This window comes from Sphingobium sp. EP60837 (assembly GCF_001658005.1).
Taxonomy (GTDB): Bacteria; Pseudomonadota; Alphaproteobacteria; order Sphingomonadales; family Sphingomonadaceae; genus Sphingobium; species Sphingobium tyrosinilyticum.
This window is the reverse complement of sequence record NZ_CP015986.1, coordinates 1,603,244-1,616,870: the sequence shown is the minus strand read 5'-3', so window position 1 is coordinate 1,616,870 and position 13,627 is coordinate 1,603,244. Positions and strand designations below refer to the sequence as shown.

Annotated in this window: 16 protein-coding genes; 3 read left to right on the top strand and 13 right to left on the bottom strand. The window is 63.0% G+C overall.

Annotated elements, in window-relative coordinates:
* The gene (locus EP837_RS07890) at positions 1-516 is read left to right on the top strand and encodes a cytochrome b (protein WP_066526155.1); all 516 of its coding nucleotides are present in this window, start codon (positions 1-3) and stop codon (positions 514-516) included.
* A 76-nt stretch (positions 517-592) separates the two neighbouring features.
* Here EP837_RS07890 and EP837_RS07885 read toward each other — a convergent pair whose 3' ends face one another.
* Both EP837_RS07885 and EP837_RS07880 read right to left on the bottom strand, forming a co-directional pair.
* The gene (locus EP837_RS07885; RefSeq protein WP_066526154.1) at positions 593-1,801 is read right to left on the bottom strand and encodes an FAD-dependent monooxygenase; all 1,209 of its coding nucleotides are present in this window, start codon (positions 1,799-1,801) and stop codon (positions 593-595) included.
* A gap of 114 nt (positions 1,802-1,915) precedes the next feature.
* The gene (locus EP837_RS07880; protein ID WP_066526153.1) at positions 1,916-3,007 is read right to left on the bottom strand and encodes a branched-chain amino acid aminotransferase; all 1,092 of its coding nucleotides are present in this window, start codon (positions 3,005-3,007) and stop codon (positions 1,916-1,918) included.
* Between the two features lie 152 nt (positions 3,008-3,159).
* Here EP837_RS07880 and EP837_RS07875 point away from each other — a divergent pair, with 152 nt between their 5' ends.
* On the top strand, positions 3,160-4,173 hold the full coding sequence (locus EP837_RS07875) for a threonine aldolase family protein (RefSeq protein ID WP_066526150.1): 1,014 nt from the start codon (positions 3,160-3,162) through the stop codon (positions 4,171-4,173).
* A complete protein-coding gene (locus tag EP837_RS07870; RefSeq protein ID WP_066526149.1) occupies positions 4,170-5,069 on the top strand; it encodes a DMT family transporter in 900 nt (299 codons plus the stop codon). The genes EP837_RS07875 and EP837_RS07870 overlap by 4 nt, the downstream gene beginning before the upstream one ends.
* Before the next feature lie 95 nt (positions 5,070-5,164).
* Here EP837_RS07870 and EP837_RS21255 read toward each other — a convergent pair whose 3' ends face one another.
* The 11 genes from EP837_RS21255 to EP837_RS07820 all read right to left on the bottom strand — a co-directional run bounded on the left by EP837_RS21255 (position 5,165) and on the right by EP837_RS07820 (position 13,393).
* Entirely contained in the window at positions 5,165-5,323 is a 159-nt protein-coding gene (locus EP837_RS21255) for a hypothetical protein (RefSeq protein WP_197486247.1), read from the bottom strand.
* Between the two features lie 79 nt (positions 5,324-5,402).
* Positions 5,403-6,209: an NAD(P)-dependent oxidoreductase gene (locus tag EP837_RS07865; protein WP_066526148.1), complete on the bottom strand. Its 807-nt coding sequence runs from the start codon at positions 6,207-6,209 to the stop codon at positions 5,403-5,405.
* Between the two features lie 93 nt (positions 6,210-6,302).
* Positions 6,303-6,662: a HesB/IscA family protein gene (locus EP837_RS07860; protein WP_066526146.1), complete on the bottom strand. Its 360-nt coding sequence runs from the start codon at positions 6,660-6,662 to the stop codon at positions 6,303-6,305.
* On the bottom strand, positions 6,662-7,114 hold the full coding sequence (locus tag EP837_RS07855) for an SUF system Fe-S cluster assembly protein (RefSeq protein ID WP_066526145.1): 453 nt from the start codon (positions 7,112-7,114) through the stop codon (positions 6,662-6,664). The genes EP837_RS07860 and EP837_RS07855 overlap by 1 nt, the downstream gene beginning before the upstream one ends.
* Positions 7,111-8,319, bottom strand: a complete 1,209-nt coding sequence (locus tag EP837_RS07850; RefSeq protein WP_066526139.1) for a cysteine desulfurase — start codon at positions 8,317-8,319, stop codon at positions 7,111-7,113. Before EP837_RS07850 ends, EP837_RS07855 begins: the two co-directional genes overlap by 4 nt.
* The gene (locus EP837_RS07845) at positions 8,316-9,068 is read right to left on the bottom strand and encodes a SufD family Fe-S cluster assembly protein (protein ID WP_066526136.1); all 753 of its coding nucleotides are present in this window, start codon (positions 9,066-9,068) and stop codon (positions 8,316-8,318) included. Before EP837_RS07845 ends, EP837_RS07850 begins: the two co-directional genes overlap by 4 nt.
* A complete protein-coding gene (gene sufC, locus EP837_RS07840) occupies positions 9,065-9,811 on the bottom strand; it encodes a Fe-S cluster assembly ATPase SufC (RefSeq protein WP_066528962.1) in 747 nt (248 codons plus the stop codon). Before sufC ends, EP837_RS07845 begins: the two co-directional genes overlap by 4 nt.
* A gap of 3 nt (positions 9,812-9,814) precedes the next feature.
* Positions 9,815-10,270, bottom strand: a complete 456-nt coding sequence (locus EP837_RS07835; RefSeq protein WP_066526134.1) for a hypothetical protein — start codon at positions 10,268-10,270, stop codon at positions 9,815-9,817.
* A gap of 134 nt (positions 10,271-10,404) precedes the next feature.
* Positions 10,405-11,889: a Fe-S cluster assembly protein SufB gene (sufB, locus tag EP837_RS07830; protein ID WP_066526132.1), complete on the bottom strand. Its 1,485-nt coding sequence runs from the start codon at positions 11,887-11,889 to the stop codon at positions 10,405-10,407.
* A complete protein-coding gene (locus EP837_RS07825; RefSeq protein ID WP_066526129.1) occupies positions 11,886-12,335 on the bottom strand; it encodes an RrF2 family transcriptional regulator in 450 nt (149 codons plus the stop codon). Before EP837_RS07825 ends, sufB begins: the two co-directional genes overlap by 4 nt.
* A 113-nt stretch (positions 12,336-12,448) precedes the next feature.
* The gene (locus EP837_RS07820) at positions 12,449-13,393 is read right to left on the bottom strand and encodes a helix-turn-helix domain-containing protein (protein WP_066526128.1); all 945 of its coding nucleotides are present in this window, start codon (positions 13,391-13,393) and stop codon (positions 12,449-12,451) included.
* Positions 13,394-13,627 lie beyond the last annotated feature (234 nt).

Here is a 13,627-nt window from a genome sequence, read left to right as displayed (position 1 = left end):
GTGGATCGCTATAATGTTGTCGCCCGTGCGCTGCACTGGATCATAGCGATCCTGATCCTCTTCAACCTCTGGCTCGGCTTCGCCCATGATTCCCTGCCGCGCCAATGGCAGGTGATGCCGGTTCACAAGTCGGTGGGCCTCACCGTCCTAGCGCTCACCCTATTGCGTATCCTGTGGCGGCTGACGCACAAGCCGCCACCGCTTCCCGCCCAAATGCCGGGCTGGGAAAAGCTCACGGCCAACGCCACGCATCTCGCCTTCTACATTTTCATGATGGTCATGCCGCTGACGGGCTGGATCATGAGTTCGGCCGGGAACCGGCCATTGAATTGGTTCTTCCTGTTCGACGTCCCCAAATTCGGCGTTTCGAAGGGCGATGCGGTCGTCGCCTTCTCGGCCGAAACGCATGAGATTGTGGGCTTCCTATGGGCTGCGCTGATAGCGCTGCATGTGGCGGCCGCGCTACGCCATCACTTCATCCTGAAGGATAATGTGCTGCGGCGGATGCTGGGATGACCGAAACCATGAACCACCGGAGTTAGCCATGCCTTGTCGAGATTCCAGCTTCCGCCGGAACGACAGAGAATGTGACCTAAATCATCTCGCCGATCAGCAGCTTAGGCAGTGCGCCCGATTCCCCGCGCGCTTCCGCCATGAACCGGTCTTTGAGCATTGAAGTGCGCTGCACCGCTGCTAGTCCTGCCCGCCGCACCAGCGACGGAATCCGCCCCGGCACATCGAACAGCCGCACGAGCCCATCCATCGCCACACTGACCGACATGGCATCCAGCCCGCGCCAGCGCTGATAGCGCGCCAGCAACTGCGCATCGCCGGGGTCCAGCCCTAGCCGCATGCCGTCCACCAGCACTTCCACCAGCGCGGCGACATCCCGGAAACCGAGGTTCAACCCCTGCCCCGCGATCGGATGGATCGCGTGGGCGCTATCGCCGACCAGAGCCAGCCTGGTATCGGTAATCCGCGCCGCATGGTGGAAGCCCAGCGGATAGCTGGATCGCGGGCCGGCGAGCGCAATTTCGCCCAGGAAGCCGCCCATGCGCTTCTGTGCTTCCGCCAGCCAGGCGCGCTCGGACAGCTTCAACATTACCGGCGCCTGCTCCGTCGGCACGGTCCACACGATCGCCGATCGCGTTCCCGGCAGCATCGGCAGCAGTGCGAAGGGCCCACCGGGATAGAAAATTTCGTAAGCGGTGTTGGCGTGCGGCACCTCATGGTCGATCGCCGTCACGATGGCGGTATGCTTATATTGCCAGCGCGTCGTACGAATGCCCGCCGCCTCACGCGTCGGACTGTTGCGCCCTTCCGCCGCCACCAGCAGTGCCCCTTGAAGCTCTTGTCCGCTGGCCAGCGTCAGCGTGACGCCATCGGCATTGCGTTCCACATGGGTAGCGCGGTCAGGCTGAAATCTAGTGAGGTGTTCCGCCTTCTCCGCCGCTTGGGCCAAGGCGATGCGCAGGTCGCGATTGGGGAACATGATCCCCATCACACCGTCGTCCGGCTCCGGCGCGAAGTCGAGCGCGCCCGGCTCCAGCCCGTCGCTCACCCATATACGATCGATCGGGCAGCCCTTGCCCTCCAGCAGCGCCGCCACGCCGATCGCCGACAGCATGGCATGGCTGGTCGAGGAAATGGCCGACACGCGCCCGTCAAAGCCGCTGGCGGTAGTCTCCACCGGATCCGCAGGGTCAATGACGGCGCAGCGCACCCCATGGCCCGAAAGCGCGATGCCCAGGGTCAGGCCGACAAGCCCCCCGCCCAGAATGACGACGTCAAAGCGTTGCATGAGGTTCTTCTAGGCGCTTGGGTGAGGATTGGAAAGCGTGCCCTCGCCCCCTAAACCGTTCGGGCTGCGCTTGTCGCAGCCGTTTTCTTCAAAGAAAAAGGCCGTTCGACACACTTACAGCTTGCGCACCCAGCCCGCCGGATCGGCCACCGTTCCGCGCTGGATGCCCGTCAGTTCCGTGCGCAAGGCTTCGGTAACGATCCCGCCATCGCCATTGCCGATGGTGAAATCGCCCTCGACACTCTTCACCGTGCCGATCGCGGTGACAACAGCCGCCGTACCGCAGGCGAATGCCTCGCGAAGCTTGCCGCTCGCGGCATCGGCGCGCCATTGCGCAAAGCTGTAGGGCTCCTCACGCACGTCATGCCCCTTGGTGCGGGCGAGCGTGATGATGCTGTTGCGCGTGATGCCGGGCAGGATCGTACCCGACAGCGGCGGGGTGATGATCGCCCCATCGTCCATGACGAAGAAGACGTTCATGCCGCCCAATTCCTCGACCCACTTATGTTCGGCCGCATCCAGGAAGACGACCTGGTCGCAGCCATGTTTGGTCGCCTCGGACTGCGCCACCAGGCTGGCGGCATAATTGCCGCCGCACTTCGCCGCGCCCGTGCCGCCTTTGGCCGCGCGCGTATAATGTTCAGACACCCAGAGCGTGACCGCCTTCTTGCCCCCCTTGAAATAAGCGCCTGCGGGGGAAGCGATAACGCAGAAAATATACTCCGCCGCCGGGCGCACGCCCAAGAAGCTCTCGCTCGCAAACATGAAGGGACGCAGATACAGGCTGCCCTCGCCGCCCGGAATCCAGTCCGCGTCGATCTTCACCAGTTCCTCGACGGCTTCGAGGAAGATGTCCTCCGGCAGCACCGGCATTGCCATGCGCTCGGCCGATTCGGCGAAGCGGCGGGCATTTTCCTCTGGCCGGAACATGGCGATGCTGCCATCTTCCAAGCGGTATGCCTTCATCCCTTCGAATATCTCCTGCGCATAGTGCAGAACCGCGCAGGCGGGATCGAGTTGGAACGGCTCACGGGGGCCAACCGAATGGCTATGCCACCCCTGTCCCTCGCTATAGCGAATCGTCACCATATGATCGGTGAAGAGCCGCCCAAAGCCGGGTTCCACCAGCAATACCGCGCGCTGGTCAGCCGACACAGCCTTGCTGCTTCGGGTGACGGTAAAGCGCGACTTCTGCTGGACGTCCATGATCGATGCTCCTTTTGGGGCCGCCTATGTCACAAACGGCCTGACGAAACAATTGGTCACCATTACTGACCAATTCATTATGGTTCCGAAAGGGCCGCTCCGATCATGCTGGCATCTTGGCGCAGAGGCGCCCTGCCATTATCCCCGCCGCCATGCATTTCTTCTCCGACAACGCGACGCCCGTCTGCCCGCAGGTCATGGCCGCCATCGCCGCCGCAGACCGTGCCGATCGCGGCTATGATGGCGACGCCTGGAGCGCCCGGCTCGACAGCGCCTTTTCGGACCTGTTCGCCGCGCCCGTCCGCGCCCTGTGGGTCGCTACTGGCACCGCGGCCAACAGCATCGCGCTCGCCTGCCTCTGCCCGCCCTATGGCGGGATATTGTGCCATGAAGAATCGCATATCGCCGTCGATGAGTGCGGCGCGCCCGGCTTCTACACCCATGGCGCCACTCTGATGCCGCTGCCCGGCAAGGGCGCCAAGCTTGCCCCCGCTACCTTGATCGATCGGCTGAAGGCGATCCGCCCCGACGTGCATCAGATCCCCGCGCGCGCGATCAGCATTACCCAGGCAACCGAATATGGCCTGGTCTATACGCCCCATGAGGTCGCGGCGATCGGCCAAGTGGCGCGGGATCACGGCCTCGGCTTGCATATGGATGGCGCTCGCTTCGCCAATGCCATGGCGCATCTGGGCTGCCATCCCGGTGACGTCAGCTGGCGTGCGGGCGTCGATATATTGACCTTCGGCTGCGTCAAAAATGGCGGCATGGTGGGCGAGGCGCTGCTCTTCTTCGGCCCGGACGCGGACGCGCGCGCGGCGGAGGCGGCGCGCTGGCGCAAGCGCGGCGGTCACCTCCTCTCCAAAGGCCGCTATCTCGCCGCCCAAATCCTCGCGCTGATCGAGGATGGTCTCTGGCTCGACAACGGTCGCGCGGCCAATGCCGCCGCCACGATGCTGGCACAGTTGGCTCCGGAACGCCTGCTGCACCCGGTCCAGACGAATGAACTGTTCCTCCACCTCTCCGCCCCCGAAGCAGCGGCCCTGCGTGCGCAGGGCTTCGACTTTTACGACTGGGGCGAGGATGCGGCGCGGTTGGTCACCAACTGGGCGCAGGACGCCGCCAGCATCCAGCCCCTCGCCGACGCCTTGAAGGCGCTCCAATGAGCGGAGAGAGCGCGAAGGGCGGCGTCATCATCCCCTTCCTACTGGTGACGCTGATCTGGAGTTCGACCTGGATCGTCATCCGCGACCAGCTTGCCGCCGTTCCGCCCAGTTGGTCGGTTTGCTACCGCTTCCTGCTGGGCGCTATCGGCATGGCGCTGTTTGCATTCGCGCGGCGCGTGCCGCTGCGCCTGCCGCCTGCAGGCATCGCCTTTGCGGCGGTGCTGGGCATCGCGCAGTTCGTGCTCAACTTCAACTTCGTCTATCGCGCGGAGCATTATCTGACCTCCGGCGTGGTCGCGACCGTCTATGCCCTGCTGTTGATTCCGAACAGCATCCTTGGCTGGATCGCCTTCCGCCAGCCGGTCAGCCGCTCCTTCATCCTGGGATCGCTGGTGGCGATCACGGGCATCGCATTGCTCCTGCTGCGCGAGTATCGCGCGGCGCCTGTCTCTGCCGAAGCGGTGCTGTTGGGCATCGCGCTCAGCGCCGCTGGCCTCCTCAGCGCTTCCACCGCTAATGTCATGCAGGGTATGCAGATCGCCCGGCGCCTGCCCATGGCGGCGGTCCTCACCTGGGCGATGCTGATCGGCAGCATGGCCGACGCACTTTATGCCTGGGCAACCGTTGGCCCGCCCGTAATGGAATGGCGCACGGGCTATCTGCTCGGCATCGCCTGGCTGGGCATTGCTGGGTCAGTCGTCACCTTCCCGCTCTATTTTCAGCTGATCCAGCGCATGGGGCCGGGGCGTGCGGCCTATTCGAGCGTGCTGGTCCCGGTGATCGCCATGCTGATCTCCACCGTGGCGGAGGGTTATCGCTGGTCCACATTGAGCGCAGCAGGCGCGCTGCTCGCGGTGGCAGGCATGGTAATCGCGCTGCGGGCGAAAAGCGCTTAGAATGACTTCGCGTGAATGGAACATTTCACGGCTCGGAAATCACGGAAACAAGGAAAAATAGAGCCTATCCCGATTCAATCTAATCTGGATAGTCTCTAACGGCGCAGTCCCGGTTCATAGTGTCGCTTCGCTGCATTCACCCGGTCGATCAGGCTGGCGAGCGACGGCGGCGGTGCCGTCGTGGCGCGCTCGGGCACGGCCAAGCGGCTCATCTGTAGGCTGAGCGCGGCGAAGTTGCGGTCGATCGGATCCATGTCTCAAGTCCCTGCGAAGCGTCGGGACCATCCATCGCTATCTTTGGTTAACGCGACGTAAGCGACAAGCCGAACCGCTTCATCCCGCCTCGGCAAGACAGGCGGCCAGCCCCTCGCGATAGGTCGGATAGCGCGGAGCCCAGCCCAGCAGCCGCTTCGCGCGCCCATTGGCGACCCGCCGGTTTTCGGCGTAAAAACTCCGTGCCATGGGTGACAGCTGCGCCTCCTCCAGCGTCAGCATCGGCGGCAGCGGCTCACCCAGCATCGTGCAGGCCGCTTCGATCAGCCGGTTCTGCGCGCAGGGCAGATCGTCAGCGAGATTATAGACGCCAGGCGGCGCGTCGAAGGAGGCGGTGATCCCGGCGACAATATCGTCCACATGCGCGCGGCTGAAAATCTGTTCGGGCAGGTCGATCCGATGCGCCCTCCCCTCCCGCACCCGATCCAGCGCAGACCGGCCGGGACCATAAATGCCGGGCAACCGAAAACGGCGCATATCCGGCCTGAGCGCGCCCCAGTCCGTATCCGCCTGCACCCGCGCGCTTCGCCGATCCGAACCGACCGGACTGCTCTCATCCACCCAGGCCCCCGCCGCATCGCCATAGACGCCGGTAGAGGAGAGATAGCCGGTCCAGAGCGCGGGTGCGTCGGCGATCGCGGCGCCATAGCGAGTCAAGACGGGATCCGCCCCGCCGTCGGGCGGGACGGACGACAGGATATGAGTTGACCGAGCGATGGCGGCGTTGACGGCGCTGTCGTCGTCGAAGGCGAGTGCTTCGGCATCAGCGGTACGGCGAGTGCCCGTAACATACCAACCCTCTGCGCGCAGGCGTTTGGCCATGCGGGCGGCCGTATAGCCCATGCCTAGGATGAGCATGTGGGGCATGTTACCAACCTCCGTTCGTTCCGAGCGAAGTCGAGAAACTGAAGGGCTGCACTACATGTTTCTCGACAAGCTCGAAACGAACGGCCGAGGCGTCTAAACCGTGAAGCTCTCGCCGCAGCCGCAACTGCCTTTCGCATTGGGATTGTTGAAGACGAAGCCGGCGGTGAAGTCGTCCTCCACCCAATCCATCGTCGATCCAATCAGATACAGCACCGACGCGCCATCGATATAGAAGATGCCGCCGGGCGTTTCGATCTTCTCGTCGAACTTGACTTCCTCGGCCACATAATCGACCGAATAGGCAAGACCCGAACAGCCCCGGCGCGGGGTCGATAGCTTGACCCCGATCGTGCCTTCGGGGGCCTGCGCCATCAGGTCCGCGATGCGCTTCTCAGCGGCGGGGGTCAGGATGACGGCGGCAGGGCGGGCACGGATTTTCGTCTCGGCGGTCATCAAAGCATTCCCAGTTCGAGCTTGGCCTCGTCCGACATTTTCTGCGGGTCCCATGGCGGGTCCCAGACGAGGTTCACTTGCGCATCGCCCACGCCCGGCACCGCGCCGACGCGCAGTTCGACTTCGCCCGGCATCGATTCAGCGACCGGACAATGCGGCGTCGTCAGCGTCATCGTGACCACCGCATGGCCATCATCTGTCACATCGACCCCGTAAACGAGCCCGAGGTCGTAGATGTTCACCGGAATTTCGGGGTCGTAAATCTCCTTGAGCGCATCAATGATCGCATCATAGAGATTGCCCCCCGGCTCTCCCGCAGGAACCTCAGCAGTTTTCTGCGCAAGGAAACCTTCCAGATAATCACGCTGGCGCGGAGCCTCTTCGACACGAGCCTTGACCGGCGCATCGACTGCCTCAACTTCTTCAACCAAAATCTTCCGTTCCCCGGTCATCCGAAGATCTTCCTCACTCGCTCGATGCCCTTTACCAGAGCATCCACATCGCCTTCATCGCTATAGATGCCAAAGCTGGCCCGCGCGGTCGCTTCAACGCCCAGGTGACGCATCAGCGGCTGCGCGCAATGATGCCCCGCCCGGATCGCCACGCCCGTTTCGTCCAATATGGTGCCGACATCGTGCGGATGCACCCCCTCCACCTCGAAGGAGAGGATACCGGCTGAATCCTCCGGCCCGAAGACCCGCACGCTGTTCAAACTCTCCAGCGCGGCCCGCGCCTTGGCGACCAGCGCACATTCATGAGCATGGATCGCATCGAGCCCGATGGCCTGCACATAGTCGATCGCCGCCGACAGGCCGACCACGCCGGTGATATGCGGGGTCCCCGCCTCGAACCGGGTCGGCGCGGGAGCGTAGGTCGTCTTTTCGAACGCCACCTTGTCGATCATCGACCCGCCACCCTGATAGGGCGGCATGACGTCGAGCAATTCCTTCCGGCCCCACAGCGCGCCGATGCCCGTCGGGCCATACAGCTTGTGCGCGGAAAAGACGTAGAAATCGCAATCCAGCGCCTGCACATCGATGGCAAGGCGCGGGACGGCCTGGCAACCATCGATCAGGATCTTGGCGCCTACGCCATGCGCGATGTCGGCGGCACGACGGACGTCGAGCAAGCTGCCCAGCACGTTCGAAACATGGGCCAGCGCGACCATCTTGTGCTGTGGCGTGATCATCGCGGCCATGGCATCGAGATCGATCTTGCCATCTGCCGTCAGAGGCACGACGTCGATCGTCGCCCCGACCTTCTCGGCCACGATCTGCCAAGGGACGATATTGCTGTGATGCTCCAGCATCGACAGCAAGATGCGGTCGCCTGCTTTCAACTGCGTCCCTGCCCAACTCTGCGCGACGAGGTTGATGCCCTCGGTCGCGCCACGGACGTAGACGATCTCGCTGTCCGAAGCCGCGCCGATGAAGCTGGCGACCTTGCGACGCGCCGCCTCATAGGCCAGCGTCATGTTGGCCGAACGCTCGTAGACACCGCGATGGACGGTCGCATAGTCCGGGCCGTAGGCGCGGGCGATGGCGTCGATCACGGCATTGGGCTTCTGCGCGGTGGCGGCGCTGTCGAGATAGTGCCAGCTTCCGACGCCCGGAAAATCGTGGCGCAGGTCAAGCTGATCAAAGGCGGTGACGGTCATACCAGCGTCTCCAGCTTGGCGATCGCGGCGGCTTCGAGCCCTTCCTTGACCGCTTCGTCGGCGACATCGTCGAACACGCCCGCGACGAAGGCTTTCAGGAGCAGCGTCTTGGCCGTCGCCGGGTCCATGCCGCGCGAGGCCATGTAGAAGAGCGCCTGCCTGTCCAACTCGCCCACGGTCGCGCCATGGGCGCATTTCACATCGTCGGCGTAGATTTCCAGCTCCGGCTTGGCATTGGCCGTCGCGGTGCGGTCGAGCAGCATCGCCTTGAACGACTGGAAAGCGTCGGTGCGCTGTGCGTCGCGGGCGACATTGATGGAGCCCAGATAGCTGCCGGTGGCGCGCTGGCCCAGGATCGATCGGATCGTCTGGCCGCTGGTCGCGTCCGGCTCTGCATGGGTGACCGCGGTGATGATCTCCAACGTCTGATCGCCGCCGCCTATGATCGCACCGTTCAACTCGAAATGGCTGCCCTTGCCCAGCGTGACGGTGAAGGTCGCGCGGCCGAATTTCCCGCCGATATTGAGGACATGAAAGTCGCAACGCGCCCCATCAGCGATGCTGATCGCATAGTCATGCACCGCCGCTGCACCTTCGGCCGCGTCCTGCAACAAATGGTGCCGCGCAGTTTCTCCGGCGGCTACGTCGATACGCGTCGGCGCAGGCGTCGGCCAGATTGCGGCCAGCGCGTCAAGGTCGCTGTAGCGCCATTCTTCGGCCTTGCGCGTGGGAAGGGTGAGCGTGGTCACGCCGCAACCACCTCGGCATAGCCTTCACGCTCCAGTTCGAGCGCCAGTTCTGGGCCACCCGATTTCACGATCCGCCCACCGGCCAGCACATGCACGAAGTCCGGCTTCACATAGTCGAGCAGGCGCTGATAATGGGTGATGAGCAACACCGCCTTGTCGGGCTTGCGCATGATCGCATTGATCCCCGCACCCACGATCTTGAGGGCGTCGATGTCGAGGCCGGAGTCGGTCTCGTCCAGGATCGCCAGCTTGGGGTCGAGAATGCCCATCTGCACCATTTCGGCGCGCTTCTTCTCGCCGCCCGAAAAGCCGACATTCACCGGACGCTTGAGCATCTCCATGTCGAGGCCGAGCAGACCCGCTTTCTCTTTGGCGAGCTTGATGAACTCGCCGCCGTTCAATTCCTTCTCGCCCCGCGCGCGGCGCTGCGAATTGAGGCTCTCGCGCAGGAACTGCAGGTTGGAGACCCCAGGAATCTCGACCGGATATTGGAAACCCAGGAACAGCCCAGCGGCGGCGCGCTCATGCGGATCCAAGCTGAACAAGTTCACACCGTCAAAGGAGGCACTACCGCCAGTGACTTCATAATTGGGACGACCGCCCAGCGTATAGGCCAGCGTCGATTTGCCCGCGCCGTTCGGCCCCATGATGGCATGGATTTCGCCCGCCTTGATGGAGAGCGACAGGCCCTTCAGGATCGCCTTGCCGTCGATTTCGTTGGTCAGATTGTCGATCGTCAGCATCATTCAACCCTTATGCGCGCGCTGCAGCGTCCGCGCGGTCCAGAAAGCCATGTCGCGCACATCGCCCGGCGCGGGGAACAGCGTATCGATGTGGCGCTTGATTGGCATATAGGGCCACCAATCGGAGCCGGGCTCAGGCGCGCCCTTTTCCAATATGCCGGTCACGAACTCGGTTACCGGCCCCATGCGGGCGAGGTTGGGAGCCTTGGCCTTGTGGAACGCCTTGTCGGTCTTGAGCTTCTCGGTGAAGGCGACGTCGCCCTGTTCCAACGCAGCGCGGCACTCGGCCTGATAGGCGTCGAGATCGCCGAAATCCTTGGCGGCACGGGCCTGCAACTCGCCCTCTTCCAGCTCATAATCTTCCGTCAGGATGCGGATCGCGGCGGTCCATGACTGGCCATTGCCGACATCCTCCGCGAAATCGGCGAGGGCATCCTGAATATCGTCTTCGTCGCTCAAGTCTCAGTCCTCTGAACTTATAAATTCATCGTCACCCCGGACTTGATCCGGGGTCCCGCTGCCTTGTCCTCCCGCGCACACCGAAGCGGGATGTCGGATCAAGTCCGGCATGACGTAGGAGAAGGATTCGAGGGTCAACCGACCGACCCCTCCAGCGAAATACCCAGCAGCTTCTGCGCCTCGACCGCAAACTCCATCGGCAGCTGTTGCAGCACTTCCTTGGCAAAGCCGTTCACGATCAACGACACCGCGCTTTCCTGATCCAGCCCGCGCTGCATCGCGTAGAACAGCTGATCATCGCTGATCTTGCTGGTGGTCGCCTCATGCTCGATCTGCGCCGAGGGATTACGCACCTCGATATAGGGCACGGTATGCGCGCCGCACTGGTCGCCCAGCAGCAGGCTGTCGCACTGGGTGAAGTTACGCACGCCCTCCGCGCCCGGCGCCACGCGCACCAGCCCGCGATAGGTGTTGTTGCTGCGCCCCGCGCTGATCCCCTTGGACACGATGGTCGAGCGCGACCCCTTGCCATTGTGGATCATCTTGGTGCCGGTGTCGGCCTGCTGCATATTGTTGGTCAGCGCCACCGAGTAGAACTCGCCCACGCTGTTCTCGCCATTCAGCACGCAGCTGGGATATTTCCAGGTGATAGCGGAGCCGGTTTCGACCTGGGTCCAGCTGACCTTGCTGTTGCGGCCCTGGCAGAGCGCCCGCTTGGTCACGAAATTATAGATGCCGCCCTTGCCATTCTCGTCGCCAGGATACCAGTTCTGGACGGTCGAATATTTGATCTCGGCATCGTCCAGCGCGACCAGTTCGACTACAGCGGCGTGGAGCTGATTCTCGTCCCGCATCGGCGCGGTGCAGCCTTCGAGATAGGAGACATAGCTCCCCTCGTCCGCGACGATCAACGTGCGTTCGAACTGCCCCGTATTCTCCGCGTTGATGCGGAAATAGGTGCTGAGCTCCATCGGGCAACGCACGCCCTTCGGGATGTAAACGAATGTCCCATCCGAAAAGACCGCGCTATTGAGGGTCGCGAAATAATTGTCGTGCATAGGCACGACCTTGCCGAGCCACTTCTTTATGAGATCCGGATATTCGCGCACCGCTTCGGAGATGGAGCGGAAGATGACCCCCGCTTCCTCCAACTCCTTGCGGAAGGTGGTGGCGACGGACACCGAGTCGAATACCGCATCGACCGCGACCTTGCGGCTGCCCTTGACCCCGGCCAGCACTTCCTGCTCGGCGATCGGGATTCCCAGCTTCTGATAGGTCGCCAATATCTCCGGATCGACCTCATCCAGCGAATTCAGTTCCGCCTTCTTCTTGGGCTCGGCGTAATAATAGGCGTCCTGGTAATCGATCGGCGGAATGTTGAGCTTGGCCCAATCCGGCGCTTCCATCGTCAACCACAGGCGGAATGCCTTCAGCCGCCATTCCAGCAGCCATTCCGGCTCCTTCTTCTTCGCCGAGATGAAGCGGACCGTATCCTCATTGAGGCCCTTGGGCGCGAAATCCTGCTCGATGGCGGAAGACCAGCCATGCTCGTAGGTCGAGGCACGCTCGGCGGCCTCATGGGCTTCCTGATTTCGAACGGTGGTTGCTTCTTCGGTCATAGCGCCACTTGTTTCTCGACTTCGCCCGAAACGAGCGGAGGTGGGGGAAGTGTCAGGCTGGCGATCGTTACGCCGGCCAGTGCCGATCGGATCGCTTCATTCGCCAAATTCATATGCGAACGGACGCGGCAGTCCTGCTCCAGCGAGCAATCATGCGCGCCATGTTCCGCGCAGGCGGTCATGGCAATGGGGCCTTCAACCGCCTCCACCACATCCGCCAGGGTGATCGCTGCAGGCGGGCGGCTGAGGCGTACGCCCCCGCCGGTACCCCGGCTTGATTCGAGCAGGCCCGCCGCCGACAGCCGGCTCACCAGCTTTTGCGCGGTGGGCAGCGGGATGCCGGTTTCGGCGGCCAGCGTCGTGGCATTCATCTTGGCCGCGCCGCAATGGCGCGCGGCGGCTGACATCAGCACCACGGCATAATCTGCGAAACTCGAAAGCCTCATGTCCCTATCGGGCGCCCCGCATTGCGAACCATTCTCAATCGGATAGAATCAATCCGATTGGCATGTGGTCCCGCGCGGCCGCGGAATCAAGGCATTTTTGCTAAGCCGATCGATCAGCTGAAGCGGTTCAGCACCGCCACATCGCCACCCAGCGATCGGCGCAGCAGCGTCAGCTGCGCCACGGCGGTCGGCTCCGTCTGCAACTGATGCGGGGTCAGGCCGATGAAATGCTTGATCTCCCGAATGAAATGGGACTGATCGTAAAACCGCCCGTCCTCACACAGCTCCTGCCAGCTATGCTGGTCCAGCGCGATCCGGGCGCTACAGCGCAGCGCCCTATATTTGCGCGCCAACAGCTTGGGCGGGCAGCCATAATAGCGATTAGTCAGCCGCGCGAGCTGACGGGGCGACAGGCCGGTCCGTTCCACCAGCACTTCGATCCGGGGCGACCCCTCATCCATCAGCCAGCCGTCCACCGCCTCCAGCAGCCGCCAGGTCGCATCCGGCAGCGGCTCGATCCATTGCGCCAGTCGGTCCCAACAGCAGGCAGCCACCTCCTCCGGATCATCCAAGTCCCGTAACTGCGCCAGCAGAGCCGTAAGCGCGCCCTTTTTCTCCGTCCCCATGTCGCGCAAGCGGTCCGCCAGCAGGCTGGCGTCACCGCCATGCAGGCTTACCCAGCCCGCAGGCAGCAGCGAAATGCCAACGACATGAGACGGACCGTCCAACTCGAACCGGGTCGCGCCCAAGGTGGGGCCAAGCAGGCAGACGTCCGGCGTCTCCCTGACTACTCCGTCCTGGAAATGATAATCGCCGGTGCCTCGCACCATGAAGCGCAGCTGTGGCACGTCGGCGCGCGTCACGTCCGAATAATTGCCCGCACTTTCCGTGAATATGTAGAGGGACCCGAAATAAGAGCGCAAATGTTCGGGCGGGGCGAAATAACGCAGCCGCACCGGCCCCTGCGCTGCTTCAACCATATAGGAAAGTGACGGTTCTCCGTCCTTTTCCAGCTTATGTGGCATCCCCCCGGATGCCCCGTCACGATGTGGCCCCATACTCACCCCATGAGCCTACTATGAAGCTTCCACTCGCATGCGCAAGATGGAATACTGCGGCTCACTTCATTTTCCGAAAGCTTTTCGAAAAAAATGACCCGACGGTTTTATCCGCCGGGTCAGTAAAAGGTCTCGTCAGCCAATTGGCTTAGAGCCTTCGGGTCGCAGGTCCGTCATAAGTCCGAATCGGACGCGTTTGATTGGATGGAACGGACATATGTTGAACTGAATCGA

Coding starts and splice junctions, on each gene's coding strand:
- EP837_RS07885 (WP_066526154.1), bottom strand. CDS start 1,801: ATGCAACGCTTTGACGTCGTCATTCTGGGCGGGGGGCTTGTCGGCCTG.
- EP837_RS07880 (WP_066526153.1), bottom strand. CDS start 3,007: ATGGACGTCCAGCAGAAGTCGCGCTTTACCGTCACCCGAAGCAGCAAG.
- EP837_RS07875 (WP_066526150.1), top strand. CDS start 3,160: ATGCATTTCTTCTCCGACAACGCGACGCCCGTCTGCCCGCAGGTCATG.
- EP837_RS07870 (WP_066526149.1), top strand. CDS start 4,170: ATGAGCGGAGAGAGCGCGAAGGGCGGCGTCATCATCCCCTTCCTACTG.
- EP837_RS21255 (WP_197486247.1), bottom strand. CDS start 5,323: ATGGATCCGATCGACCGCAACTTCGCCGCGCTCAGCCTACAGATGAGC.
- EP837_RS07865 (WP_066526148.1), bottom strand. CDS start 6,209: ATGCCCCACATGCTCATCCTAGGCATGGGCTATACGGCCGCCCGCATG.
- EP837_RS07860 (WP_066526146.1), bottom strand. CDS start 6,662: ATGACCGCCGAGACGAAAATCCGTGCCCGCCCTGCCGCCGTCATCCTG.
- EP837_RS07855 (WP_066526145.1), bottom strand. CDS start 7,114: ATGACCGGGGAACGGAAGATTTTGGTTGAAGAAGTTGAGGCAGTCGAT.
- EP837_RS07850 (WP_066526139.1), bottom strand. CDS start 8,319: ATGACCGTCACCGCCTTTGATCAGCTTGACCTGCGCCACGATTTTCCG.
- sufC (WP_066528962.1), bottom strand. CDS start 9,811: ATGCTGACGATCGACAATCTGACCAACGAAATCGACGGCAAGGCGATC.
- sufB (WP_066526132.1), bottom strand. CDS start 11,889: ATGACCGAAGAAGCAACCACCGTTCGAAATCAGGAAGCCCATGAGGCC.
- EP837_RS07825 (WP_066526129.1), bottom strand. CDS start 12,335: ATGAGGCTTTCGAGTTTCGCAGATTATGCCGTGGTGCTGATGTCAGCC.
- EP837_RS07820 (WP_066526128.1), bottom strand. CDS start 13,393: ATGGGGCCACATCGTGACGGGGCATCCGGGGGGATGCCACATAAGCTG.